Raw genomic sequence first — 25,047 nt, 5'->3', positions numbered from 1 at the left:
TCCGAACTGCCACAAAATTATTCCAAACATTTTTCCCGGAAAGTGACAAGGATCATGTTTAAAACTGAGTTGCGTCATGTCCCCACCGATCAATTACGGACACTTTTGTCTTAAATAATTTATGGGTCTTGATCGCTAGGCGCCGTGTTCTGCAATGAGCTGCGTGATACCGCTTAAAAGGTGAAGCCTTTACCAATAACAATTCATAAAACGACAATGATGAACAGAAAGCTCACTTTGACAACAGTAGTAATAGCGGTGATCACATCGCTATTCATGTTCAGCTGCGGACCGGGAAACGGGGCATCAGCTGATGAAACCGGCAGCGGCGCCCCGGCGGCACCGGCAGCCGACAAGCCGGCTGCGGCATCCACGGCCAATGAAAAAGGCCTGGGAAAATTCACGGATGTTAAACTGACGTCTCCGCTCGATCAGAACATGGTGAGCCAGGGCAAGTCCATATTCGATGTAAAGTGCAGCAGCTGCCACAAACTGACTGATGAAAAATTGGTTGGACCAGGCTGGAAAGGGGTAACCGACAGGCGCAAGCCAGAATGGATCATGAATTTCGTGACTAATACAGACGAGATGATCGACAAGGACCCAAATGCACAAGCCCTGCTGGAAAAATGTATGGTCCGCATGCCGAACCAGCATTTGACGGATGACGATGCCCGTCATATCCTGGAGTTCATGCGTAACAACGATGGAAAAAAATAGCAACCCTTTCACCTAATAATTTAACAATACAATGCATATCATGAAAAGAGCCTTGATAACGCTTTGTGCGGTTGCCGCGGTGGCATCCCTGCAAAGCTGTAAAATGAAAACAGCCGATTCTGTAGTGTCGGGCGATGCGGCTTCCAGAGTCTACGTGGCACCCGGCAAATATGACGAGTTCTATAATTTTGTTTCCGGTGGTTTTAGCGGGAATGTGACCGTTTACGGTCTGCCTTCCGGCAGGTTAATTAAGACTATTCCCGTATTTTCGGTATTTCCTGAGAACGGTTATGGTTACAGCGAGGAAACCAAAGCTATGCTGAACACGACCAATGGCAAGGTGGACTGGGATGACCAGCACCACCTGGAATTATCGCAGACTAACGGTAAGCAGGATGGTCGCTGGTTATTTGCCAATGCAAATAATACGCCGAGGGTAGCCAGGATCGACCTGACCAATTTCCGTACCCAGGAAATCCTCCAGATTCCGAACAGTGCCGGTAACCATTCCTCACCGTTCACTACTGAAAATACTGAATACGTTGTCGCCGGTACCCGTTTCTCCGTACCATTGGGGGACGCCGATGTGCCGATCAGTTCCTTTAAAAAGAACTTTAAAAGTACAGCTTCCTTTATCAGTGTAGATAAGAACAGCGGCCATATGAAGATCGCTTTTCAGATCGTTCTTCCGGGTATGAACCTGGATCTGAGCCACGCGGGTAAAGGACCTTCACATGATTGGTTCTTCTTTTCGTGCTACAATACAGAGCAAGCCTATACCATGCTGGAAGTGAATGCTTCCCAAAAAGATAAAGACTTTATTGTAGCGGTGAACTGGAAAAAAGCCGAAGAATATGCGAAGAGTGGTAAAGGCCACATCGTGCCGGCTTCTTACGCCCATAATACTTTTGATGAAAATACCCAGAAAGCCTCGACCGTCATGGAAAAAGATGTGCTGACATTAGATCCTAAGGATTGCCCGGACATGATCTATATGATCCCTTGTCCTAAATCTCCGCATGGCGCAGATGTTGATCCTACCGGTGAGTATATTGTTGGCAGTGGTAAACTGGCTGCCCTGATCCCGGTGTTCTCGTTTGATAAGATCCAGACTGCGATTAAAAACAAAAGTTTTGAAGGCGACTTTTACGGAATACCGGTGATCAAATACGAAGCTGCGTTGCATGGCGAAGTCAAAAAACCAGGTTTAGGCCCGCTGCATACTGAATTTGACGGTAAAGGCAATGCCTATACTTCAATGTTCCTTTCCTCAGAGGTAGTAAAATGGCGGCTCAGCGACCTGCAGGTACTGGACCGTGCACCGACCTATTATTCTGTGGGTCACATCATGATTCCTGGTGGTGACACCCGCGAGCCATCCGGCAAGTACCTGGTGGCTTATGATAAGATCACCAAAGACCGTTATCTGCCGACAGGTCCGGAGCTGTGCCAGTCTGCCCAGTTATATGACATTACGGGAGATAAAATGCAACTGTTACTGGATTTTCCTACTACCGGCGAGCCGCATTATGGCCAGGGTTTGCCTGCGAGCATGATTAAGGATAAACAGGTCAAATATTTTGACATCAATAAAAACCATAACGAGTTCGTATCGATGGGTGAGAAAAAGACCAAGGTAGTCCGCACTGGGAACCGGGTAGATGTTTACATGACCGCCATTCGGTCACACTTAACACCGGATAATATCGAGGGCGTATTTGTAGGTGATGAGGTTTATTTCCATGTAACCAACCTGGAGCAGGATTGGGATATCCCGCACGGCTTTGCGATCAAGAATTCTCCTTCGGTAGACTTACTGATCATGCCGGGTGAAACACAAAGCATCAAATTCAGCCCGGTTAAACAAGGTATTTATCCTTTCTATTGTACCGACTTCTGCTCTGCACTGCATCAGGAAATGTCCGGTTATTTAAGGGTATCGCCTAAAGGTGCCAACGTACCGCTGAAATTTGGTTCAGGCGTTATCGCACCGGAAACTGCTGCAAAATAATTTAACACAGATAGAAAGCAATGCTGCATTGCGGCATTGCCTTTTTTATAGGCCAGAAAATGAAAAAGTTAACTAAATCCGGAAAAATAAGCATCATTGCCGTGATCGTACTGTTAGTGTCGCTGTGGTTATTTCCGATGTGGCAAATCGATCTGCGCGCCCCACAATACCCAGGCGGTTTATCCATGAAGATCTGGATCAATGACGTAAAAGGTGATGTCGATATTATCAACGGCTTGAATCATTATATCGGTATGAGCACGATTCACAAACGGGATTTTCCGGAGTTTGTGTTTCTGCCGACTACGCTGCTGATCTTCATGATGTTAGGCATGGTGGTCCTTTTCCTGAATAAAAAAGTTGGTTACTATTTGTGGGCCGGGGCATTCACCTTTATCGCCATCTTTTCCTTTTATGATTTTTATAAATGGGAATACAATTACGGCCACAATCTGGACCCGGCGGCGCCGATCAAGGTTCCGGGGATGTCTTATCAACCCCCACTGTTCGGCTATAAAAAGCTGTTGAATTTCGAGGTGCTGTCGCAGCCTGACATTGCCGGCTGGTGTTACATCTGCGCAGGTGTTATCTTGGTAGCAGCTACTATTTACGAATGGAAAAAAAGTGTAACCCCATGAAAAAGCTATTAAATCTATGCAGGGCCGCCATGATGGTTTTATTGCTGCCAGGCTGCAAGCCCGGCTTTGAGCCGGTAAATTACGGACATGACAACTGCACGCATTGCCGCATGACCATTGTGGATAAAAGATTCACCGCAGAACTGTTGACCAGTAAGGGCCGTGCCTATAAATTTGATGATTTTGGCTGCCTGCTGAATTACCTAAAGGAGGAACATGTCAACGATCCCGGCATGAAAATCTACGTGGCTGATTTTGATCATCCCGGCGGACAATTTTTAGATGCCCGCCAGGCGGTCTTTATCCGTAATGAGAAACTGCACTCGCCGATGAATGGAAATCTCGCCGCTTATATGAATAAGACCGCTGCTGCTAATGCTGGAACGGAAACCAAATTGCTCACCTTGTCAAACCTTGAATAATGAAATACGCTGCCGGTATATTTTGGATATGGATACTGCTGCTTTCCGCTGGGGAAGGCAATTGTACGGAGATTCGCGTAGTGCCGGGAGCAAACAGCCTTCACCGGGCCATTTCAAAGGCTGTGCCAGGAGACACCTTAATAATTCAAGCCGGGCTTTACCGGGAACATGAGCTTATTATTGATAAAAAACTGGCCCTGATCGGCACAGGCTACCCTCAGATTGACGGAGAAAATAAATACCAGTTACTCCTGGTAAAGGCTGACGGTGTGTCGATCAGCGGCCTGCAGCTGCAGCATGTCGGCAAAGCCAGCATGACAGATATGGCGGGGATCAAGATCGTAGGCGCAAAAAATATTGCCATTTTCAATAACCGGCTATTAAATAATACTTTTGGCGTTTACCTTCAGAATGCTTCCCAATGCCGGGTTATCAATAACCTGATCCACTGTGATGTCAGCGACGAGGTAAACGGCGGCAATGGCATCCATGCCTGGAAGTCTGACCACCTGACCATCGAGAAAAACACGGTATATGGGCAACGTGACGGAATCTATTTTGAGTTTGTGACGGATTCCCATATTAGCCAAAACCGCTCTTTCGGCAATTCAAGGTACGGGCTGCATTTTATGTTCTCTCACCGCGATACCTATACCCAAAACATATTTCAGGATAATGGTGCCGGCGTAGCCGTCATGTATTCCAAAGGGGTGGTCATGCGGGATAACCTGTTTCTCCATAACTGGGGAGATTCCTCCTACGGTTTGCTATTGAAAGAGATCACCGACAGCTATATCGAACACAATCGTTTCGTCAAAAACACGGTCGGCTTGCATATGGAAAGCACGACCCGCATTGAAGTAAAACGCAACCTTTTTCAGGATAACGGCTGGGCAGCGCGTGTACAGGCCAGTTGCAGCGGCGGTGATTTTACCGGTAATAATTTTATCGGTAACTCCTTCGATGTAGCCACCAACGGCACCATGATGCTCAATACTTTTAACCGGAACTACTGGGATAAATATGATGGCTATGACCTGAACCGCAACAATGTGGGCGATGTGCCTTATTATCCGGTAAGTGTATATTCCGTAATCACGGAGAAAATCCCATCTGCGATGATCCTTTATCACAGCCTGCTGAGCGATATCATGGATCAGGTGGAAAAAGTGATGCCAACGGTCATTCCCGATAAACTAAAGGACGAGGAGCCGCTTATGAAAAAAATAAAATTATGATCACGATAACTAACCTCAGTAAATCATTTGGCCGGTTCAAAGCGCTGGATAATCTCAGCCTGCAATTGGAGCGCGGCAATACTGTATCGCTCCTGGGGCCGAATGGATCCGGTAAAACGACGCTGATCAAATCCATCCTCGGTCTGGTTATACCGGAAAGCGGGTCGATTGCCATTAATGACGCACAGGTAAAAACCGATTTTGCCTACCGGTCCCGCATCGGCTATATGCCACAGATCGGGCGCTACCCGGAAAATATGACCATCAAACAGGTGATCAATATGCTGAAGGAAATCCGCAGCGACCATCGCGATCATGATGAAGAATTAATGGAAAGCTTCGGCTTGCCAGCGATACAGCATAAAACGATGCGCAGCCTTTCCGGCGGTACGCGTCAGAAGGTAAGCGCCTGTCTCGCTTTTTTATTCAGGCCGGATATCCTGATCCTGGATGAACCAACCGCGGGGCTTGACCCTTTGGCGAGTGAACTGCTGAAGGATAAGATCGTCAAGGAGCGGAATAAAGGCAAACTGATCCTGATCACTTCGCACGTATTAAGTGACCTGGACGAGATTACCAGCCATGTTGTTTACCTGCAGGACGGCAAGCTCGTCTTTTACAAGGATGTGGAGGAACTCAAGGTGGCCACCGGGGAGCAAAAGCTGAATAAAGTGATCGCAACCCTCATGCAAAAAGATTTTATCAACCAACACTTCGGCGTATGAAAACGATCATTAAATATGTACTGCTTGACCTGCTTCGTAACAAAACGATCCTAGTTTATACGCTGATCCTGGCTGTTCTGTCAGTGAGCGTGTTGAGCATGAGCGGCAATTCATCTAAAGGTCTGTTGAGTTTGCTCAATATCACTTTGCTGTTCGTGCCGATTATCAGCGTTTTGTTCGCAACGATCTACCTGTTCAATTCTGTGGAATTTACCGAATTGCTGCTGGCGCATCCGATCAAACGGCGTGTTATGCTGGTTGCCGAGTTCACAGGAGTTGCTTTATCCTTATCGCTGGCCTATCTGCTGGGGGTCGGCTTACCGGTCATCTTTTTAAATTATAGTCTGGCATCACTCACGTTACTGCTGAGCGGCTTATTCCTTACCCTTATTTTTACGGCCCTGGCCCTGCTGATCTTCGTGGTCTTTAAAGACAAGACCAAAGGGATTGGTGCGGCCATCATTACGGCTTTGTTCTTCACCCTTTTATTTGACGGATTGCTGTTATCCTTTATTTATTCGTTCAGCGATTATCCGATCGATAAACCATTGCTGGGCATAATCTCCCTGAATCCGGTCGATTTGGGTCGTATCCTGGTGCTGCTCCAGCTGGACGTAGCAGTGATGATGGGTTATTCAGGGGCACTGTTTAAAGAATTCATGGGTTCTGTGGTGGGCAGCCTATATAGCATTGCCTGTTTGAGCCTGTGGGTGATTTTACCCTTAATGTATGCCATCCGGAGATTTAACAAAAAAGACCTTTAATTATAAATGACCCGCTGGTGCTGATAAACAAAAACGGCCGCCCGAACCGGGCGGCTTTTTCTGCTTGATACCAAAGCTAAAAAACTGATATACCTAATTTCAACTGACCATGGAAACTGCTGAACAAACGCAAACCTATTCTGCCGAAGAAGCTTACGAAAGATCGCTCGCCTATTTTAACGGAGATGAGCTGGCGGCCAGGGTATGGGTAAGTAAATATGCCCTCAAAGATTCGTTCGGTAATCTCTTTGAAAGTTCGCCCGATGACATGCACCGCCGTATCGCCGGCGAGATCGCACGGATCGAACAAAACTATCCCGCACCGCTGACCGCCGGTGAAATCTATGAGTTAATCCGGGATTTCAGGTACCTCATTCCTCAGGGAAGCCCGATGACGGGTATCGGCAACCCATATCAGATCGCTTCCCTTTCCAATTGCTTCGTGATTGGTCACAGCGGTGATGCCGATTCTTACGGTGGGATTATGAAAACCGACCAGGAGCAGGTGCAGTTAATGAAAAGACGTGGCGGAGTCGGCCATGACCTGTCTAATATCAGGCCAAAGGGCTCTCCGGTGAAGAATTCCGCCCTGACTTCGACCGGAATCGTGCCATTTATGGAACGCTTCTCCAACTCCACCCGGGAGGTTGCTCAGGATGGGCGGCGCGGCGCGCTGATGTTATCCATCGCTATCCGACACCCGGACGCCGGGGATTTTATCGATGCGAAACTGGACCAGGGCAAGGTTACCGGAGCCAATATTTCCGTCCGTATCGATAATGATTTTATGCAGGCCATTAAAGTGGGGCTGCCCTACCGTCAGCAATACCCGGTCGACAGCGGCCAGCCGCTATACCAACAGGCTATTGACCCGGTGCAGCTTTGGGAAAAGATCATCCACAATGCCTGGCAGTCCGCCGAACCGGGCGTTTTGTTCTGGGATACGATCATTCGTGAATCCGTGCCCGATTGCTATGCAGACCTGGGTTTCGGAACGGTATCGACCAATCCCTGCGGCGAGATCCCGCTTTGTCCTTATGACTCCTGCCGCCTGCTGGCGATCAATCTGTTCAGCTATGTTGACCGTCCTTTTACTCCGGTTGCGCGTTTTGACTGGGAACTTTTCCGCAAACATATCCAAGCCGCCCAGCGGTTAATGGATGACATCATTGACCTGGAACTGGAAAAAGTCGACGCTATTCTGCAAAAGATCGCTCATGATCCGGAGGATGCTGAACTAAAGCGCACCGAAAAGAACCTATGGCTGAATATCCGGAAAAAAGCGACGGAAGGCCGTCGTACAGGTATAGGCATTACAGCCGAAGGTGATATGCTGGCCGCTTTGGGATTGCGTTACGGCAGTGAGGAAGGAACGGCTTTTGCTGTCGAAGTACACAGGACCGTGGCGCTTGAAGCTTACCGGGCTTCCGTCGTTATGGCCAAGTGCAGGGGGGCGTTCCCTATTTTCGATAGCGGGCGGGAGAAGGAAAATCCATTTATCCTGCGCCTGAAAGATGCTGACCCGGAGCTTTATTTCGAAATGCTGGAGCATGGCCGCCGGAATATCGCTTTGCTGACCATCGCTCCTACGGGCACGACCAGCCTGATGTCTCAAACCAGCTCCGGTATCGAACCGGTGTTCATGGCGGTTTACAAACGGCGGCGGAAGGTCAATCCGGGCGATTTGGATGCCCGCGTGGATTTTGTCGACGCTATTGGCGATTCCTGGGAAGAATACGTAGTCTTTCATCACCGCTTCCGGCAATGGATGACAGTTAACGGCTATGATACGGATAAGCATTATTCCCAGCAGGAGCTGGATAGCTTGGTAGCCCTGTCGCCTTATTATAAAGCTACCGCGAATGATGTGGACTACCTTAAAAAAGTAGAAATGCAAGGGGCCATACAGCAATGGGTAGACCATTCGATCAGTGTGACTATTAATATGCCCGCGGACGTTTCCGAGGAACTGGTTGGCCAATTGTATATGGCGGCCTGGGAAGCGGGCTGCAAGGGCGTTACTGTGTACCGGGACGGTTGCCGTTCGGGCGTGCTGGTGTCCAATAGCCCAACAGCAACAAACGGGGAGTCGGCCAGCTTTCCGACGACACGGCCCGCCCTACTGGAAGCGGAAATCGTCCGCTTTCAGAACAGTAAGGATAAATGGATCGCCTTTATCGGCCTCATTGAAGGAAAACCTTACGAGATCTTTACAGGGCTTGCGGATGATGAAGACGGCCTGTTGATCCCGAAATGGGTAAATGAAGGAATCATCGTCAAAAGCCGGGACGCGGAAGGATTGTCGCGTTATGATTTTCAATACAAAAACCGTCACGGACATAAGACCACCATTGAGGGCCTGTCTTATAAGTTTAACCCGGAATACTGGAATTATGCCAAGCTGATTTCCAGCACGCTGCGGCATGGTATGCCCATTGAAAAGATCGTGGACCTGATCAACAGCCTCCAACTCGATGAAGCGATCAATACTTGGAAGAATGGGGTGGCCCGGGCACTGAAGAAATATATCCCTAATGGCACCCAGGCCCGGAAGCAGCAATGCGGGACATGTCAATCAACCAATCTTCATTACCAGGAGGGTTGTCTGACCTGTAAGGATTGCGGCTCCTCCAAATGCGGCTAAGTACAAAAAAGCCTGCCAGAATCCGGCAGGCTTTTTTATGAGTTTGTGCAACTTTTTACCAACCTAATTCCTGGCGTCCCATTTCACTGATCATATCGGCTGACCAAGCTGGCGTAAAAGTGATCTCTATCGCAATAGTAAAAGCGGGAAAGGCCTTCTCCGCGGTCATTTCAACCGCCGAACGGATATAGTCGCCTGCCGGGCAGGCGGGAGTAGAAAGCGTCATCAGGATGCTGATCTTTTTCTCCTGTAGATCAAAGGAAACCCCATAGATCAGCCCGAGGTCAACGATGTTCAGATCCAGTTCAGGGTCCTTGACGATGGAAAGCATTTCCATCAGCAGCAGCTTTTCCTGGTATTGTGGGTCGGTGATAGCGATCTCGATCATTTCCTGAGTTTATTGACCATGTAAAAAACATGACCGGCGTACAGTAATGCGGCGCAGGTCATTAGTGCGCTGCCGGGGTACATCAGCCACTGGCTTTTAAAAAGGATACCTGAAAGGAACAGCATAAACCCGGAGAGATAGAGGTAAAGTTGAATGGTGACCAACTTTTCCTCATACAGATCCTTAGGCTGCAGGTCAGCGATCCTGTCCGGTTTGTTCAAGTGCATCCAAATAATAAAGGGCAGCGTTTTGAAAGTTTGTCCCATGATCAGGATCGTGATAAAACCAGCGAAGAATGCATAGCCATAGGCGGATATAATATTAATCGGATTTTCCTTATACCAAAACAGGGTGGCCAGTAGCAGCAGGAAAGGCAAAGCGATGGCCGCGATAGCTACCGTGGTCATTTTCATACCGGCATCCATTTTTTTCCGGATGGCGCTCCGGTAGCAATGAACCAGGTAAACCAGGTAACAGGCGATGCCGCCTACTACCAGCGCGACCTCCAGCAGCAGGCCCTTAGCGGTTTGGAAGATCATACCTTCGGCCAGTAAAAACACCAGCCCGGTATTGATTAGGTAATAAGCTGCCGTCAGGTATTTTTTGACCTCCTTCCGGCTTAATAAGAACATGGGTACCAGCCGGGAACTCACCCCGATCACCAGTAGGAGGAACCAGCCCGCCATTCCAACCGAAGCATGTATCCGCAGGTAATGCAGGTGGTTTTCCGGCAGCAGCCCAAACCGGAAGTTCAGTAGCAGGAGCAGGCCGATGCTCGCGGTGATGATCAGCCAAAGATGAGCGGTAATAATATAATCAACGGCGATTGCTGTGGCCGCTTTTCGTGTCGTTAAGATAATATTGGTCACATGCAGGATCAGCGCGGTGAGTATCAGCCCCGCCCCGGTAAAGATCATCGCGCCCAGTTCAAATATCCAGAAGGCGTGCACCAACAGACAGGTCCCTATAATGATCAGTAAAAACGATAATACAGGCAACCGGTCACTGTACAGTTTTTTATCGGCTACTACCGGGATCAACTGGTTACTTGCCCCTATGATCATCATCGTTGCCCAGCCAAAAACGGTCAGGTGTGTAATAGCCAGTATATGCGGCTGAAAGAAATGACCACGAAAATCACTGATCGAAAACAGGGTCAGTACGGAAATCATAAGCAGTGAAATTACCGCCGCTAAATAATAGGGCAGGATCGCTCGTTTGCGCGGTACCTGGTGGGCTGGCATTTCCATTATTGTCCGGGATAAATGATGAGGTCAATGCCTTCTCCGGCGGCTTGCCAGGAAAATTTAAAATGACGTTCTGTTAATTCCGGCAGCAAATAAACCGGAATCTTTTTATGATGAACGTACAGGGCTTGGCCTTCCGCTAACTTTTCCAGTTGTTCCAGGATCGTGATCATCGGGCGGGGCATTTCCAGCCCCCGCACATCGATCGTCTCCAGCCTTCCGGCAAAAGTTTCCAGCAAAGCGCCAAAGTCCCCACCTGTCTGTCGCTCCCCAGGTTCGTCGCCAATTTCGTCGCCCGCAGTTATATAAGTTTCTACCAGATCCGGGGCTTTTCGCAGTACAGATATCACATATCGGCGGGACGCTAAAATTTTGATCAGCGGCGCCGGCTCAAAAGAATTGATTAGCAGCAGGGTTTGCCCGGCACGAATACTTTTGAGCTGTTCCATGATCTGCTGGAAAGGATCGTTTCCTGTGGCCAGCAGCGGGCGCGCGTCAAACACCTGATCGTATTCCCGCGTGGAATATTCGCCGATCGTTTCCAGTTTTGCACCGGCAATTTCTCCGGTGAGATCCACCTCAAAGCCGATACCGCCCAGCGTAGACAAAATGAGCTCACTGGAACAATTGCCGATCTTTGCGGCGTCAGCCACGGTCGCCCGGGCACCTAATACTTTTCGCAGGATCGGGTTTTTGAGCTTTTTAAAGAAAGGGTTAAGCGTCACCAGGACATCGACAGCACGGCTGTCAGCCTTGATGATCTCACTGATCTTGGAATCGTTATTTATGGTCATAAATATTGGGTAAGCCGGACTGATCAAGCCGGTCCGGCGGTTCTAAATTAGCTTCCTGCCTGTTCCAGCGCGATCGCTTTGGGGAACAGAATATTATTTTCGAGGTGGATATGCATGTGCAGATCATTTTCGAACTCTTCCAGCTTTTTAAACAACAAGCCATAGCTGTTGCAGGCATTTTCCGGGAGGGTATAATTATTAGTCAGGGCCTTGATATCCTCCGCCAGGCGTCCGACGATGTCATGGTCGTTTTCCATAACGGCAACAGGTTCCTTCACAGAGGAAAAGGTTAATGGCACATCCTGCCCATTGGCCCGGGCCTCCAGCTGTTTGATGTAAGGGAACAGGATGGTTTCCTCTTTCTTCAGGTGCAGCAATAGTTCGCTGCCCATCGCTGTTACTTTATTATAGACGGTAATCAGCTCCTGATGAGCGCCACCATGACGTTTAGCCACCTTTTCGCTGAGCTCCAGTAACATCGGCAGGTTGGTCTTCACGTAGGCATGATGAACGTTGACGACATAGTCCGCCAGGAAGGCCAGGCTCCACGAGCCAAAATCATGCTGTGCAGCGGCCGGAACAGTTTGTGGTTTTTCCAGTTCTGCGCGGACCGTTAAAACATCAAGTCCTTTCTCCCGGCAGGCAGCTTCCAAAGTTTTTTTGCCACCGCAGCAAAAATCCAACCCCAACTTTTTAAACACTTCGGCTTTACGTAAATCTTTGGCAACGATCTCCCCCAGGGTCTGGGCCTGTTCACCCGTCTCGTTCTTACGAATTTCCACTTCCCATGTTTGCGGCCCGTTCTCCAAATAATTCCAGGTAAAACAGTTGCCCCGTTCACCTAATAGCTGGTAATAAAGCGGTTTGGGATCATGATCATTGTGGATGATCAGCGCAGCGCCCGGTAAAAGCGCGTCAAAACGGGCAAATATGGTCGGGTGTTTTAAGCGTGGTTCAATGATGGTCACATCTAATACTTCGGGTTGTAATTCTTCAGTCTGGTTCATATTATTCATTATTTATGTTAAAGATTTTGTTGTTTCAGTAGAAAGCTCTCTGCGCAGTGACCGCCGATAGTCGACTGCCCCGAGGGCGATCACCAGAGCGCCGCCGAAAAGCAAGAGTGCGGTCAACCACAGCCAAAGCGGAAAGAATGAGCAGCTGGCGGAGAGCATCGCAGCGAGTCCTTGTGTCATCAGGAGCAGTTCATTGATCATGACCGCTGCGGTAAATAGGATAATACCCCATATCGTAGGCTTGCTCGCCGGGCTGAAATACCCGTTGAGAAAAAGATGCGCCAGCAGGAAAAGCGTAACGAACCCCAACATGACCAGGTGCAGGTAACCGATGATCACCGGCCGGTTATCGAATATCAACGCGCCCAAGGCAGGGTAAACGATCCCTGCCTGCATCAAAGTTTTGGCAAAGAAGGCGGTCATTGCCAGTCCTGTCAATATCCGTAATGGTTTTGATCCGAATCTCAGGCCTGCCCAGGCGGTTTTAAACACGGGGATAAAGTAGTTCAGACAAGCTACCAGCAGCATACAACCGCTTACTGCGATACTGCGGATCAGGATATTCGGGTAATGCCATAAATAGGAAAGAAAGAGGGTCGGCAATACCGAAACCGACAGTAAGCCCGCAAACCGTGCTGCTTGTTGCCGTGTTTTACCGGTCCAGGAATGACTAATCCTTCCGAACCATATCGCAAAAATAGCCAGGGTAAAAAAGCCATTGTACTGCAGATGCAGGTAAGTATAAATGGAATCCTTATATAAAAGGAGGTTGGCCGAATGGGTGGCCAGCATATATGCGAGCGTAAACGGGCCTACGGAAGAAATACACAGGGCCAGCAATGCAATAACCGCCAGTTGAAAAATATATCCCGGAACCCCTGATCTGCGCAGGTCGCGGATAAAGAACCAGGAAAAGGCGTAAGTCGCAAAAATAAAAAGGGTAGAAAAAGAGATCGACCAAAATCCATAACCTTGGAAGGGAAAGCTTACCAGCATCCCTGCTGCGGACAAGAATATACTGCCCAGCAGGCAATTGTATTTGCGTTGGCTGCTGAATTTTTCAGGTAGTAGTTCATAGGTGAATAAGGTTAGCAGACAAAGCGTTATCCAGCCGCCGAAAGCAAAATGCGAATGTGCGTTCAGGATATATTTGAAGTCCAGCCAGGGTATAGAAAACAGGATCTTACTGCGTAAAACGGCACCCAGCATCGCCACCAGGGCGAGGTTGAATAAGCATAGGGTAATCCAGTTATGTTTCCTTTTTATCATCATTTGTGGCATATAAAGACCTTTTTATCTTTCATTGATCAATGAACTAACTAATGCTTTCTTAAAAAACCGCCTCCCTTTTTCAGTTCGGCAGCCATCCCGGCTATCGTGGCATCGTGCATCATCTTGATGATGGCGTTCCTTATCGGTTTGAACTGGTGGTGGATCGGGCAGGGTTCTGTTTCAGAGCACTCCTTCAGTCCAAGGCCGCAGCCTTTGAAAAGACCATCGCCGTCAACTGCCTTAACGATCTCGATCAGGGAGATCGCCGGCTGCCCATTATCCAGGTAAAACCCGCCATTCACGCCGGCCTGCGAACTGATGATGTGGTTTTTGGTCAGCACCTGCAGGATCTTGGCCGTAAAGTGCCGCGGGGCAACGATATGATCGCATATCTCACCGATCCCTATCTTTTTATCCCGTGTACCCTCGGCCGCGATATAGATCGCCGCGCGGATAGCATATTCACTGGATTTTGAAAACATAATGATCAGATTTAATCAACGTTCTATCAGGGATGACCGGGAAAACGTCCCTACAAAGGTTTAAGCTTTTCACTTCACAGAGCATGACCGGGGTCACGCCAAAATGTGATGTTGGTCAGTTGGCAGTTAACTTTTGGCGAGGGGGGTGATCGCCAGATGAAAAGTAACGCTGAGCTTATCATTAGTTTTGATCATGCCACCTAGTTTTCGCGGAGGGATCAGGTTAAAATCGGAAAAGGTTACATTACGTGCGCCCAACAGGTGAAATTCATTCGGCGAGTCGGCGGATACCTGGTAAGTGATCTCAAAGCGTTTTTTTACGCCGGCCAGTTCAATATCGACAAGGCCAGTGATCACTTCCGGATGAGCGGAAAGTGCAGGCATTTTACTCAGGGAGAGAAAACTGATCCTCAATGTGGGCATCACGGGTTCTTTCAGCGTTTTGCGCAGGTCATTAGTCATGATCGCGTTATGACAGTCAAAGTTCCGGATTTTTAAGACCACGCTACCTGAAAGGGTAATATTACCGCGGTCCCTGGACAGGATCAACGTATCGGTTTGTCCGTAACCGGGGATTTCGCAAGCGAATTTATTGATGTTGGTGCTGCCGTTGATCGTTAAGCTGCTGGACTTATTGATCAGCCATCTTTCGGTATCTCCTGGCTCAGCCGGTTTGTGTATACCTGTAAATCCGGTCAGCAGCAACAGGACGATCAGCCATCCTAAATTAGCGAAGCGCATAACGGTTATATTGATCAGGGATTAATTTTAGCAAAGACCATTCCGGCAAGGGAAGCCTGAACCAGCCCGTAAAAGAACCAGCTGGTAACCATGGCGACGGTGATGTCCAGCGCACTAAAGGATATCCACATGACCGGCAGCAGCGCAATGAAGGCGTAGACCAGTCCGAATTCGACACCTCTTAAAATAAAGTACCCTCTGAACATCCCTTTAAAGCGGTCCCAAAACCAGGAAAGTGCAAAGCTGAAGACGAATGCATGCAAGTAAAAAAGCACATCCCGGCTACCGTCGGAATTGAACAGGGGATTAAAATAATCCGTAAAAAGCGATGGGAAATATTTTACGGCCAGGTAAAGGCTGCCATAGCTTACCACAAACAATATACAGCCGGCGATCAGCCCGGAAAGCAGGGTCTTTTTCATTTTGTTAATGGATGAAACAAGCCCCCATAAATGGCTTAAGGGGGCTTGAATTAAAAGTTTTGGTTAAAAGGAGATCGCCGCCTGAATGACCAGCCCGCTGAATTTGCCGCCATTGAACAAATTGGTCGCATCATAGCCTTTATATTGCTGACTGACATACTCACCTTTCATCATGATATTTCTGGTCAGGAACCAGCCGGCAGAGGCTGCAGAGCGGTTAACAGTTACATCGGTGCTGTTACCGGTAATGGTTGCGTTCACGGTATCGTAGCGGTAACCTATCCAGAAATTCTCAGTTTCAGCAGGGAAGCGGTACACCAGGTCGCCCGCATATTGTTTTGCGCTCCGGTTGGTGGTTTCGGTGATTGCACGTCCTTTGGCGTTTTCGATCGTACCGAAAAATTCAAGGCCTTTGTATTTCAGGAACAGGTTACCCATAAAGCTGTGGTTCTCCTCGCTGAAGCCGGGATTGAACCTGCCGGAAAAAGCATTGTAATCTACTGCCTGGGTCAAGGTAGTCCCTGCCGCAGTGATCGGGTTGGACATTACATTAAAGTAATTTGATCCGGAACGATCGCCGCCAAACAGCGTGTTACTGTTCGCACTGCTTACAGTGTAAAATGAACCGGAGATTCGTAATCTGAAATCCGTGGTCAATTGTTTGTCGTAACCCAGTTTACCCAAAAATGCCGGCGGAAATTTATTGACCTGACCTGTTGCCGCATCGACTTTGGTTGGGGCGATGGTCACCGCATTCAGTTCGCCGTCGGTGATCCCGCCCATGGCGAACAACCCGGTTTTTTGGCATTTATAATAGACATGCATACCGATCTCGGTAGCGAATTCATCCATTACATAATTTTCGATAAACGGGTTATATATCGTATTACCGCCATCTGATCTGCGGAAATGCTGGTCGCCGTAGTCCACATCAGATTGTCCCACCACGATGGTCACACTTTTCATGATATCATCAATCAGCGGGCTATGTAAGAATGGCATTTTATCGATCTGTAAATAACCGCCCTTTACCCAGGTATCCTCGTGGTGTCTGGCAGACAGGTAAGAGGTTAGGTTCAACCGGACACCGTCCGCTAACTGTACGTCAAAGATCAGGTTGGCCATCGGCAGGTTAAAACCGTTATATAACGGTGTGATGCTGTTTACGTCACCAGTTGAGGTTCCCACTGTTTTAATTACCGGGGTCGCTGTGTTTGAGGCTTTCAGGGTTTGATAAGCCAGGGTAAACCCACCTCCGATCTTTACTTTTAGTCCCGTGAATTTGACGGTATCCTTTTTACTGGTTTCAAATACATTGATGCCACTTTTATTGTTGGGGCGGTAAAATTGAATTTGTCCATCCTGAGCATGGGTAACAAGGGGAGCAAAGCTCATCGCTGAAAGGGTAACAGCAGCAATTAGGGTTAAATATTTTGTTTTCATAACAGTGCTTATTTATAAGGTTTTAGTTAATAGCTGATTGTTTTTATAGGTCAGGTTGAATTGTATGGTCAGGTCGTTTTTGACCTTCATGGCGCCCAGCATAAATCTTGGCGGCTCAATCTTAAAGTCGGTCAGCTTCAGGTTTTCGGAACCGGTAACAGTGATCGTATTATCGGGATTGACCGTTGCGAGGATGTTCATTACAATGGTTTGTGTAACGCCTGCGATGGCCAGGTCGCCCGTCGCCTTCACCTGGTATTTATTCTTTGAAGCTGCGTTTATGGTGGCCGAGGTGAGCTTATAAGTAACCTTTGGATATTGGTCGGCCTTCATGGTTTTGTAGGTCCGACCGTCCATTGACTCATGTTCGCTCTTCAGGCTTTTGGCGTTTAGGGAAAACGTGAAGGCAGCAATACTACGAAGCTGGTTTTCTTCGATCTTGAATTCACCCTGGCTTTCCATGGATGATGAAACTAACGTCCAGTCATGTACATTCGATGAACCGAGCACCTTGATGGTGGCATCTTTCTCAGGGATTAATTTGAAGGTCTGCGCCCGCAGTTGCTGGACGGCTGCGCCGATGATGATCGCTGCGAACACCAGGGCGGACAATATTTTTTTATAGAAGTGATTCATAATATATTGTTTTAATTACGACTCAAAAGTAGCCCGCTCTGCCGGGGTGAGGAATGACCTGAAGGGGCTTCGATAAGTGATAGGAATCACGCCAAAAGGGATGTTTTTTTCCTTAATAGTGACCGTCGTCAAATAAAAAATGCCCGGAGCGCATAGCTTCAGGCATTTTTGCAAAACGGCTTAAAATGGTGTTAAGCTATCTGTGCCGGCGTTCGTTTCAAATTGGCCGGAAAAACCAGTATCGGTTTTCTTAACTGGTTGGCCAGCTTCTTGGTCACACTTTTTTTGAAACAGTTTTTGGAAGATATTGCGCTTACGGTGGATCAGCACCATCAGGTCGATATCGGCCTGCTCGGCCAGCCATTCAAGCCCTGCGGTCACGCTTTTATTTTGAATGCCCCAGTATCTGAATTTTAAGTTTTTGATCTGGCCGCTGCCGCTTTCTACATGGCGCTTCAGGATATATTTTTCAGTAGGCTCACCTAGCGCGGCCTCACCGATATGGGTGATCATAATTTCCGAGTCGAACAGGCGGTCAAATATCTCCGGATTGTAACCGTCAAGTTCACTCGCAAAAGCGATCTTTCTGGAACCCACAAAAACAGGCTTGGTGGGGCAGCACCAATACCAGGTAGTTGATGCTGTCATGATCTGGCTGGCATGATCGGTGTTTACCCAGACAAAAAAGTCATCCTTACAATGAGCCGCAATTACAGACATCAGGATATGGTTTTTAGCGATAAGCTCGTTAACGGCGACCATAAGGTTCCCCCTTTGCTGCATTGCTGAATGGTAGGTTTAAAAGAACCGTCGTTTACCTTATCCGAATTTTGCCGAAGCCTGTCGGCCAGCGCAGACAAATCGCTTTTACTCTGTTTTTCCCGTGAATCGTAGATCTGATCTACAAATTCTGATTGGTGTACGCCAAAGAGGTATAAATTTACCTCAAGCAAAGGCTCAATGAAGACCCTTAAAAAAGTCCGGATAGGCTATCCGTTGAACCGTCTTTCGTGTGATACGGGGGAGGCCCGGATCTAAATACAGGCAAAAGCAGACCGCCCTACCGGCTGCCATTGCCGGCCGAGGCGTCCGAAGGATCATAGCCTGTTTTTAACTAAACTTTTAGAAGCATTTTGATTTAAAAAATATGGGTTTGCAATACTTGGACTTCGATTGGTTACATTATAACTGCGTATATTAGTAATGAAAATATTTTCCAGTACCTTTAAAATAGTGGATTGAAGTAATTTTCAGCCTGATATTATGATGAGAACTATAATTAACGGACACAAAGGTTATGTAATTGAAATAGAGCAATCTCCTGCTAATTAAACTGATGGAATTCAAAAATAAGACATGTTCTAAATGAAAATACTTATGATTTCCCAAACGGTATTTTAATACCTTATTCGCACTTTTGACCCTTAATTTTTTAATATAACTTTGTAAAAAGTTAGTAATGGATTAAATGGGCATTGAATTTAAAGAAAATATACTCAATACACCTTCCTAACCTATATTTGCCTGTGACTTGAACGGTGCCATTAATGCCTGCAATCCCACAGCAATAGTATTTTTTAAATTTAACAAAGAAGAAATTACAGGTGCTCATGTTATGTCTGTTTTTCATAAAGAACTTCAGTTGCATATTTTAGAACAAGTTCGATTTATTCTGATCGGTATTCGAGCCGAACTTAAGGATACACTATTAATTTCCAAGTCTGACAAGGAAATTCCTGTGAATTTGACTATTTCCCGGGTGATTTTAAATCAAAAACTTATAGGAATTTCATTTTCCTGCTGGAGATATAGAATAATAGAACTTATATATACCCTATTATAATTAACGGTTTGACAAATAAATTTAAATGTTAAGACACCTCGGATCGAAACGTACTGCACGCCACAATTTAAGGTTAACAGTCCTTTTGGGCTTGACCGCAGGCTTAGTTAATGCAGAGGGATTTTTAGGTTTTTCGGTATTAACAACGAATGTTACCGGCCATGCGGCCCTTTTCGCGGAAAGGATAGCTCTCCAGGACTGGAAAACCGCACAGGTGATCGCCTTATGGATGTGTCTTTTTTTTTCAGGGGCTTTTTTTTCAAGCCTGGTTATTTCTTTGATCGGGCGAAATCAACGTTTTTCTTATCTACTGCCGGTAATGGTGGAGATTGTGATCTTAACAGTTACAGCCTTAACCGGGCACAATTACAACGGCACTTTAATTTCGAAAGAGTTTTTTGCGGGCAGTCTTTTATTTGCGATGGGTTTACAAAACGCACTGGTAACGGTTGTATCAGGAGCAGCGGTCCGAACTACGCATCTTACAGGGACTTTTACAGATCTGGGCATCGAACTGGCACAGTTGTTTCGAACAGAAGCGAAAGAAAAATCGATCGTTAAACAGAAGATAAAACTTCATTTTTCTATTATTTTTTTCTTTATGGCGGGCGCGGTGAGCGGCGCTTATCTATTTCAGCGCTTTTCCTTCTATTGCTTTTTTGTTCCGGTAATAATCTTAATATTTGCCTTAACATATGATATTCTACGTATCAAAGCAAAACAGTATTACCGCGCAGGCTTGTATTCGGTAAAGGGAACTATTAAAAACACCCATCACTAAATTCACTCTGATTATTAAAGGCGACGTACCAGCGGCGGCACAAGGAGCCGCACAAGGGCATGAGCGGCCATCGATAGCAACAATGTGAAAACAAGGATCATGATCCTGTGGTAGAAAGTGTCAAAGTAATCAATAAAACCAGCTTGACCGGAATCATGATATATAGCAGCTATAAGCAAACACAACCAGCCCTGTCAGCCAGAGCGCAATGTGCGAATTATAATATCTTCTTACGTGAAAAAGATCCAAACAATAGAAGAACGTGCGTAATAAAAAAAACCGATAGCTATTGTTGCCAGGATTTTAGACATCATAATGAATAATTAAAAAAAATTGCAGGAATGCTGACTTTGCAGGTAGCTTATCCTTTTGTCTGCAAACCCTAAAATATGGACTTCAGCTTACCCCAAAAAATCTTTATGATAAAAATCAGTTTTTTAGCTGTCTTTTTTGAGATTTTTATTAATCAACGCCCACTAAATTGCCTAAAGTTAAGTGCCGAACAATGCCGCAAAATTCTCAGCCTGTCGTGAGTGTAAAATTATTAAAGATATGATGGATAAACGTGGCATAAATAACCTGGCTGATATCCGCTACATGATCCGGCTTTTCCATTATGCCGTAATTAGCGACCCGATTACAGGCCCTCCTTTTAGCGGTAAGATTGACTTGAGCGATGTTGCACATTTTAATGGTATCTGCGCTTATTGGGAAGCAGCGCTCCTTAAAACTTCGGGTTATACGGGTAATCCATTTGCTCATTACGCACCGCTAACACTTACTCAGGTCCAATTTAATCGGTGGTTACAATTATTCGAACAGGTGATCGATCGGTATTTTGAGGGTGAAACAGCTGCTGACGCAAAAGAGACAGCACAGGCAATGAGCAACCTCCTTATGTTCCGGTTAAGCAAATCTAAATAGCGATATAACGCATTAAGTCAGCACGGCCGATTCGCTATCCTTTGATGTAGCTGAAAATAATAATTCCGGCAATAATGCCGATAACCATCACCAGGTATAACAGGATCTCATTACCAGCAAACTTTTTGTACTTTGTCCAAAAAGAATAATCTGTTTTTTGTTTTTCCATGCCACAAAATTAAGTGATTCTTTACGTCAGGGAAAGTGAACTTGTATGATAAAAATCAGTATTCTTCCTGATATTTTACTGTCCTGTATGTTGCTAAATAACTTACTTTTGTTAATAAAGTGAAGACGACAGCAGTAAGATGAAGGATACTTTTAATATGGGTTATGACCTGAAACAGGCAGGGTATCAGTTCAACACTGAAGACAGCGATGAAAACATGCAATTATTGCACACAATCGCTGAAGATTTCATCAAAGCTGCCCGACTAAAAGCCGGGGTAAATTGCGATAAAGAGACTATTTTATTACGTTTTAAACACACCTCGCCCTTTATCGCAACCCAACCGGTCCTGATACTTTATATAGACGCTGAACGCAAATTTGATATTAAATTGATCAACAGGTCAAGCCGGTTATTTAATCATCTTTTTGTTGAAGATTTAGCTTAAATTTATGCCTGGATCTTATAAAATTATTTATTAATCAGATCGATGATCGGCTTGCCTTTATGGATCAAATACAATCAGCGGGCTTATATGTATTATGTATTAACCCCACCATGTAAAAGAGATCTGTCTTTTGAAATTCTTTTAGAAGGTGTAAACTGTAAAGTTCACCTGGATAATGCTGATGTTTGGGTAGAAAGCCATCAAGGAAATGATGTGACTTTTGACACGGAACTTATTCAACTTATCGGAAAAGCTATCAACGGACATTTTCATATCAAAAAGCATAATTTTTAAATCGTCTTCACAATTATTATACCTCTATAATTACACCTGCATAAGTTAACCCGCCACCGAAACCAAGCAATAATACTTTATTTCCCTGTCTTAACTTACCTGATTGGGCGGCCATATCCCAGGCCAAGGGTATTGAAGCGGAGGATGTGTTACCAAATGATTCAATGCTGGTGAGCATGCGACTTAGTGGAAAACCTGTTGCTTCGGCCACTGCTTCAATAATTCGAAGGTTAGCGCTATGTAAAATTATCCAATCCAACTCGCTGGCCAGCATTCTATTTATTTCCAATAGTTCAAGAACCTTTTGGCTCATTTGCTGTACCGCCCATTTGAACACCGCCTTACCATTCTGATGGATCATGCCGTTTGCTGTGACTGGCTCCCCATTGATCTGCTCTCAGTTCTGGCTCAGATAGAGATCTTGCCCATGGCTTCCATCTGTTCCATTCACACTCTTAAAAATGCCTGGTTTTTCAGTAGCTTCAACGATTACTGCGCCTGCTCCGTCGCCGAATAATATACAGGAACTCCTGTCTGTGTAGTCAGTGAACTTGGATAGCGTTTCTGCACCTATTACCAGCACCCTACGGTGGCTGCCCGCAGCAATCAACCCGTTTGCTAAAATAATGCCATAAACAAAACCTGCGCAGGCTGCTGCAACGTCAATGCTGCCTGCTTGCGGAATTTGAAGATAATGCTGAACACGGCTGGCCATATTGGGCATCGCCTGATCAGCAGTGGTGGTTGCTACAACGATAAAATCAACTTCTTTTATCAGAGTTCCAGGATATTGGGCAAGCAAGTTTATCACAGCTTTGACCGCCAGATCACTGGTAAATTGATTGGGGGCAGCAAATCGGCGTTCTTTAATGCCCGTCCGGGTAAAAATCCATTCTTCTTGAGTATCAATTTTGTCTTTAAACCATGAGTTGGATATTACTTCCGGCGGTACGTACGAACCAATGGCGGTTATTTTTGCGTTGGCCATCATTAATCAATTTTGTTAAACTACAGTTGACGATTTTACCGGTACTTCTTTTAAAGCTGTAACTCCAAATTTTTGAAAGGCTTTAGCGATTTTATCTACCGCTTCGTCAATCTGTGCAAAGGTATGCGTTGCCATCAACGAAAAACGAATAAGTGATGAATCCGCGGGAACAGCAGGCGATACTATAGGATTTACGAAAACGCCCGCATCATGGAGGAATTTCGTAGTCAAAAAAGTTTTCTCGTTGTTCCGGATGTAGATCGGCAGAATCGGGCTTTCGGAGATACCCAAGTCGAAGCCCTCGGCCAGCATTAACCTGGCTGCATAGTGCGTATTATCCCAAAGCTTCTTGATGTGTTCCGGTTCATTGACCATCAGGTCTAAAGCCGCCAATGTACTCGCTACCGTAGCAGGAGGCATACTCGCACTAAAAATCAATGATCGGGCGCGATGTTTGATATAATCTATTGTTTCATGATCCGAAGCTACAAACCCACCAAGTGAAGCGAACGATTTGCTAAATGTCCCTGAGATTAAGTCAACTTTACTGGTTAGGTTGAAGTGTGAAGCAGTTCCTGAACCATTTTTACCGATAACGCCAAGAGCATGTGCATCATCGATCATGATGTTTGCACCATACTTCTCTGCCAAAAGTACAATAGGCGGCAAGTCTACGAAATCCCCTTCCATACTGAAGATACCATCGACAACAATAAGTTTTACAGCATTTTCAGGCAAGGTGCATAGCTTATGTTCCAGATCGGTCATGTTATTATGACCATATTTAATTACTTTGGAAAAAGAAAGGCGACAACCATCAATAATAGAAGCATGATCCATCTCGTCCAGCAATATAAAATCGTTCCTGCCGGTCAGACATGATAATACCCCGATGTTAACCTGGAATCCAGTACTAAATAATACGGCCGCCTCCTTTCCTACAAACTGTGCAAGTCGCCGCTCCAGTTCAATGTGAATGTCCAGCGTACCATTTAAGAAACGTGACCCCGCACACCCGGTGCCATATTTTTTGAGCGCGCTAATCGCCGCTTCTTTAATGTAAGGGTGGTCAGTTAAGCCCAGGTAAGAATTGGAACCAAACATGAGTACAGGCTTGCCATGTATGATGACCTCCGTGTTTTGCGCAGATGCTATTGAACGGAAATAAGGGTATAAGCCTGTTTCCTTTATCGTTTTCGCATCAGTGAACTGCGCTATCTTCTCCTGTAGTTTCTTCTGCATACTTGGTTTTGCTATTGTCTTTTATATGATCCTTTTTGAAGTTAGAATGCCGTCGTTCCGGTAACTCTTCCGGCGGGTATAACTCAAAACCCTCTGCATCTGAATGGCCTCAGAACATATGCCTATTAATTGCATGATCAATTCAGCCGATCTTGCCCCTCTATAATAAGCGTTCCCCGGCGTGATGCGTTAAATACCCCGCCCTGATTTTTAATTGGCACAGCATTATTCGGCTCAAATAAAATTTCGAATAGCTTTTTTGGTGCCGCAAAAGGCGCTAACCGATAGTTATGGTTTTCGCCAGTTGATCTTAAATCAGGATTTTTCATCGCTTGGGGCTTCTTAATGACCGATGATTTCTTTATATTCTTCCGCACTAAGCAACGCTGATTTATCGGTTGCGTCATCTGGCGGCGCTACTTTAACCAGCCAGGTCGCGTAAGGTTCCTGGTTAATCAATTCCGGGTTTTTATCGATCACAGGGTTTACTTCCAGGATTTGGCCAGTAATGGGCATAAATAGATCGGAAACAGTTTTTACGGCCTCCACTGTGCCGAATACATCTTCTTTATTCACCATTGTATTAAGTGAGGGAATGTCCAGGTACACAATATCGCCTAATTCTTTTTGCGCAAAATCAGTGATGCCTACCAGGGCATAACCGTCCTCAAAGCTGATCCATTCATGATCTTTTGTGTAAAGTAGTTCTGCTGGAAAATTCATATCGTTAAATGATTTTTTTAATTATTATAAAT

The 25,047-nt window shown here is 46.2% G+C and carries 30 protein-coding genes; 13 read left to right on the top strand and 17 right to left on the bottom strand.

Annotated elements, in window-relative coordinates; all coding sequences use genetic code 11:
* Nucleotides 1-216: 216 nt before the first annotated feature.
* From HQ865_RS25555 to HQ865_RS25520, 8 genes are all read left to right on the top strand, one after another.
* Entirely contained in the window at nt 217-720 is a 504-nt protein-coding gene (locus HQ865_RS25555; protein ID WP_237073640.1) for a c-type cytochrome, read from the top strand.
* Nucleotides 721-760: 40 nt separating this feature from the next.
* Nucleotides 761-2,731: a Sec-dependent nitrous-oxide reductase gene (nosZ, locus tag HQ865_RS25550; RefSeq protein ID WP_237073638.1), complete on the top strand. Its 1,971-nt coding sequence runs from the start codon at nt 761-763 to the stop codon at nt 2,729-2,731.
* Between the two features lie 59 nt (nt 2,732-2,790).
* Entirely contained in the window at nt 2,791-3,369 is a 579-nt protein-coding gene (locus tag HQ865_RS25545) for a hypothetical protein (RefSeq protein ID WP_173417618.1), read from the top strand.
* Nucleotides 3,366-3,791 carry a nitrous oxide reductase accessory protein NosL gene (locus HQ865_RS25540; protein WP_173417617.1) on the top strand — a complete coding sequence of 142 codons (426 nt, stop codon included), beginning with the start codon at nt 3,366-3,368 and terminating at the stop codon, nt 3,789-3,791. Before HQ865_RS25545 ends, HQ865_RS25540 begins: the two co-directional genes overlap by 4 nt.
* Nucleotides 3,791-5,029, top strand: coding sequence for a nitrous oxide reductase family maturation protein NosD (gene nosD / locus HQ865_RS25535; RefSeq protein ID WP_173417616.1), 1,239 nt, complete (start codon nt 3,791-3,793; stop codon nt 5,027-5,029). The genes HQ865_RS25540 and nosD overlap by 1 nt, the downstream gene beginning before the upstream one ends.
* Nucleotides 5,026-5,754, top strand: coding sequence for an ABC transporter ATP-binding protein (locus HQ865_RS25530; protein WP_173417615.1), 729 nt, complete (start codon nt 5,026-5,028; stop codon nt 5,752-5,754). The genes nosD and HQ865_RS25530 overlap by 4 nt, the downstream gene beginning before the upstream one ends.
* Complete coding sequence (locus HQ865_RS25525) at nt 5,751-6,518, top strand: ABC transporter permease subunit (protein WP_173417614.1); 768 nt, start codon at nt 5,751-5,753, stop codon at nt 6,516-6,518. Before HQ865_RS25530 ends, HQ865_RS25525 begins: the two co-directional genes overlap by 4 nt.
* Before the next feature lie 109 nt (nt 6,519-6,627).
* Complete coding sequence (locus HQ865_RS25520; RefSeq protein ID WP_173417613.1) at nt 6,628-9,162, top strand: adenosylcobalamin-dependent ribonucleoside-diphosphate reductase; 2,535 nt, start codon at nt 6,628-6,630, stop codon at nt 9,160-9,162.
* A gap of 55 nt (nt 9,163-9,217) precedes the next feature.
* On the opposite strand, the gene HQ865_RS25515 is transcribed toward HQ865_RS25520, so the two are convergent.
* The 11 genes from HQ865_RS25515 to HQ865_RS25465 all read right to left on the bottom strand — a co-directional run bounded on the left by HQ865_RS25515 (nt 9,218) and on the right by HQ865_RS25465 (nt 18,365).
* Nucleotides 9,218-9,550: a metal-sulfur cluster assembly factor gene (locus tag HQ865_RS25515; RefSeq protein WP_173417612.1), complete on the bottom strand. Its 333-nt coding sequence runs from the start codon at nt 9,548-9,550 to the stop codon at nt 9,218-9,220.
* Entirely contained in the window at nt 9,547-10,722 is a 1,176-nt protein-coding gene (locus tag HQ865_RS25510; RefSeq protein WP_173417611.1) for a hypothetical protein, read from the bottom strand. The genes HQ865_RS25515 and HQ865_RS25510 overlap by 4 nt, the downstream gene beginning before the upstream one ends.
* A gap of 77 nt (nt 10,723-10,799) precedes the next feature.
* Entirely contained in the window at nt 10,800-11,591 is a 792-nt protein-coding gene (locus HQ865_RS25505; RefSeq protein ID WP_173417610.1) for a DUF2249 domain-containing protein, read from the bottom strand.
* A 47-nt stretch (nt 11,592-11,638) separates the two neighbouring features.
* Nucleotides 11,639-12,598, bottom strand: coding sequence for an iron-sulfur cluster repair di-iron protein (gene ric / locus HQ865_RS25500; RefSeq protein ID WP_173417609.1), 960 nt, complete (start codon nt 12,596-12,598; stop codon nt 11,639-11,641).
* 12 nt (nt 12,599-12,610) lie between these two features.
* Nucleotides 12,611-13,879 (bottom strand): hypothetical protein, encoded by a 1,269-nt coding sequence (locus HQ865_RS25495; protein WP_173417608.1) that lies wholly within the window; start codon nt 13,877-13,879, stop codon nt 12,611-12,613.
* 47 nt (nt 13,880-13,926) lie between these two features.
* Complete coding sequence (locus HQ865_RS25490; RefSeq protein ID WP_173417607.1) at nt 13,927-14,361, bottom strand: RrF2 family transcriptional regulator; 435 nt, start codon at nt 14,359-14,361, stop codon at nt 13,927-13,929.
* A gap of 126 nt (nt 14,362-14,487) precedes the next feature.
* On the bottom strand, nt 14,488-15,102 hold the full coding sequence (locus tag HQ865_RS25485) for a YceI family protein (RefSeq protein ID WP_173417606.1): 615 nt from the start codon (nt 15,100-15,102) through the stop codon (nt 14,488-14,490).
* Between the two features lie 14 nt (nt 15,103-15,116).
* The gene (locus HQ865_RS25480; RefSeq protein ID WP_173417605.1) at nt 15,117-15,524 is read right to left on the bottom strand and encodes a hypothetical protein; all 408 of its coding nucleotides are present in this window, start codon (nt 15,522-15,524) and stop codon (nt 15,117-15,119) included.
* Nucleotides 15,525-15,587: 63 nt separating this feature from the next.
* A complete protein-coding gene (locus tag HQ865_RS25475; protein WP_173417604.1) occupies nt 15,588-16,967 on the bottom strand; it encodes a hypothetical protein in 1,380 nt (459 codons plus the stop codon).
* A 12-nt stretch (nt 16,968-16,979) separates the two neighbouring features.
* Nucleotides 16,980-17,603 carry a YceI family protein gene (locus HQ865_RS25470; protein ID WP_173417603.1) on the bottom strand — a complete coding sequence of 208 codons (624 nt, stop codon included), beginning with the start codon at nt 17,601-17,603 and terminating at the stop codon, nt 16,980-16,982.
* Between the two features lie 180 nt (nt 17,604-17,783).
* Nucleotides 17,784-18,365 (bottom strand): hypothetical protein, encoded by a 582-nt coding sequence (locus tag HQ865_RS25465; RefSeq protein WP_173417602.1) that lies wholly within the window; start codon nt 18,363-18,365, stop codon nt 17,784-17,786.
* Between the two features lie 754 nt (nt 18,366-19,119).
* On the opposite strand from HQ865_RS25465, the gene HQ865_RS25460 reads away from it, so the two are divergent.
* From HQ865_RS25460 to HQ865_RS25450, 3 genes are all read left to right on the top strand, one after another.
* Nucleotides 19,120-19,446, top strand: a complete 327-nt coding sequence (locus HQ865_RS25460; RefSeq protein ID WP_317170054.1) for a PAS domain-containing protein — start codon at nt 19,120-19,122, stop codon at nt 19,444-19,446.
* Nucleotides 19,447-19,537: 91 nt separating this feature from the next.
* On the top strand, nt 19,538-20,227 hold the full coding sequence (locus HQ865_RS25455) for a YoaK family protein (protein WP_237073632.1): 690 nt from the start codon (nt 19,538-19,540) through the stop codon (nt 20,225-20,227).
* Nucleotides 20,228-20,779: 552 nt separating this feature from the next.
* Nucleotides 20,780-21,151, top strand: coding sequence for a group III truncated hemoglobin (locus HQ865_RS25450; protein WP_173417599.1), 372 nt, complete (start codon nt 20,780-20,782; stop codon nt 21,149-21,151).
* A 34-nt stretch (nt 21,152-21,185) separates the two neighbouring features.
* Here the strand turns inward: HQ865_RS25450 and HQ865_RS26080 are convergent, their stop codons facing one another.
* The gene (locus tag HQ865_RS26080; protein WP_262889706.1) at nt 21,186-21,320 is read right to left on the bottom strand and encodes a hypothetical protein; all 135 of its coding nucleotides are present in this window, start codon (nt 21,318-21,320) and stop codon (nt 21,186-21,188) included.
* 139 nt (nt 21,321-21,459) lie between these two features.
* Here HQ865_RS26080 and HQ865_RS25445 point away from each other — a divergent pair, with 139 nt between their 5' ends.
* Both HQ865_RS25445 and HQ865_RS25440 read left to right on the top strand, forming a co-directional pair.
* Nucleotides 21,460-21,768, top strand: coding sequence for a hypothetical protein (locus HQ865_RS25445; RefSeq protein WP_173417598.1), 309 nt, complete (start codon nt 21,460-21,462; stop codon nt 21,766-21,768).
* A 42-nt stretch (nt 21,769-21,810) separates the two neighbouring features.
* Nucleotides 21,811-22,062, top strand: a complete 252-nt coding sequence (locus HQ865_RS25440; RefSeq protein ID WP_173417597.1) for a hypothetical protein — start codon at nt 21,811-21,813, stop codon at nt 22,060-22,062.
* 16 nt (nt 22,063-22,078) lie between these two features.
* Here the strand turns inward: HQ865_RS25440 and HQ865_RS26005 are convergent, their stop codons facing one another.
* The 5 genes from HQ865_RS26005 to gcvH form a co-directional block, all read right to left on the bottom strand.
* Nucleotides 22,079-22,423: a 3-oxoacyl-[acyl-carrier-protein] synthase III C-terminal domain-containing protein gene (locus tag HQ865_RS26005; RefSeq protein ID WP_237073631.1), complete on the bottom strand. Its 345-nt coding sequence runs from the start codon at nt 22,421-22,423 to the stop codon at nt 22,079-22,081.
* A gap of 36 nt (nt 22,424-22,459) precedes the next feature.
* Nucleotides 22,460-23,053: a hypothetical protein gene (locus tag HQ865_RS26000; protein WP_237073629.1), complete on the bottom strand. Its 594-nt coding sequence runs from the start codon at nt 23,051-23,053 to the stop codon at nt 22,460-22,462.
* A 12-nt stretch (nt 23,054-23,065) separates the two neighbouring features.
* Nucleotides 23,066-24,292: a serine palmitoyltransferase gene (gene spt / locus HQ865_RS25430; RefSeq protein WP_173417596.1), complete on the bottom strand. Its 1,227-nt coding sequence runs from the start codon at nt 24,290-24,292 to the stop codon at nt 23,066-23,068.
* 137 nt (nt 24,293-24,429) lie between these two features.
* Nucleotides 24,430-24,621: a hypothetical protein gene (locus HQ865_RS25425; RefSeq protein WP_173417595.1), complete on the bottom strand. Its 192-nt coding sequence runs from the start codon at nt 24,619-24,621 to the stop codon at nt 24,430-24,432.
* 13 nt (nt 24,622-24,634) lie between these two features.
* Nucleotides 24,635-25,015 (bottom strand): glycine cleavage system protein GcvH, encoded by a 381-nt coding sequence (gcvH, locus tag HQ865_RS25420; protein ID WP_173417594.1) that lies wholly within the window; start codon nt 25,013-25,015, stop codon nt 24,635-24,637.
* Nucleotides 25,016-25,047: the final 32 nt, after the last annotated feature.

Source organism: Mucilaginibacter mali, assembly GCF_013283875.1.
Taxonomy (GTDB): domain Bacteria; phylum Bacteroidota; class Bacteroidia; order Sphingobacteriales; family Sphingobacteriaceae; genus Mucilaginibacter; species Mucilaginibacter mali.
This window is presented reverse-complemented; position numbering and strand designations above follow the sequence as displayed.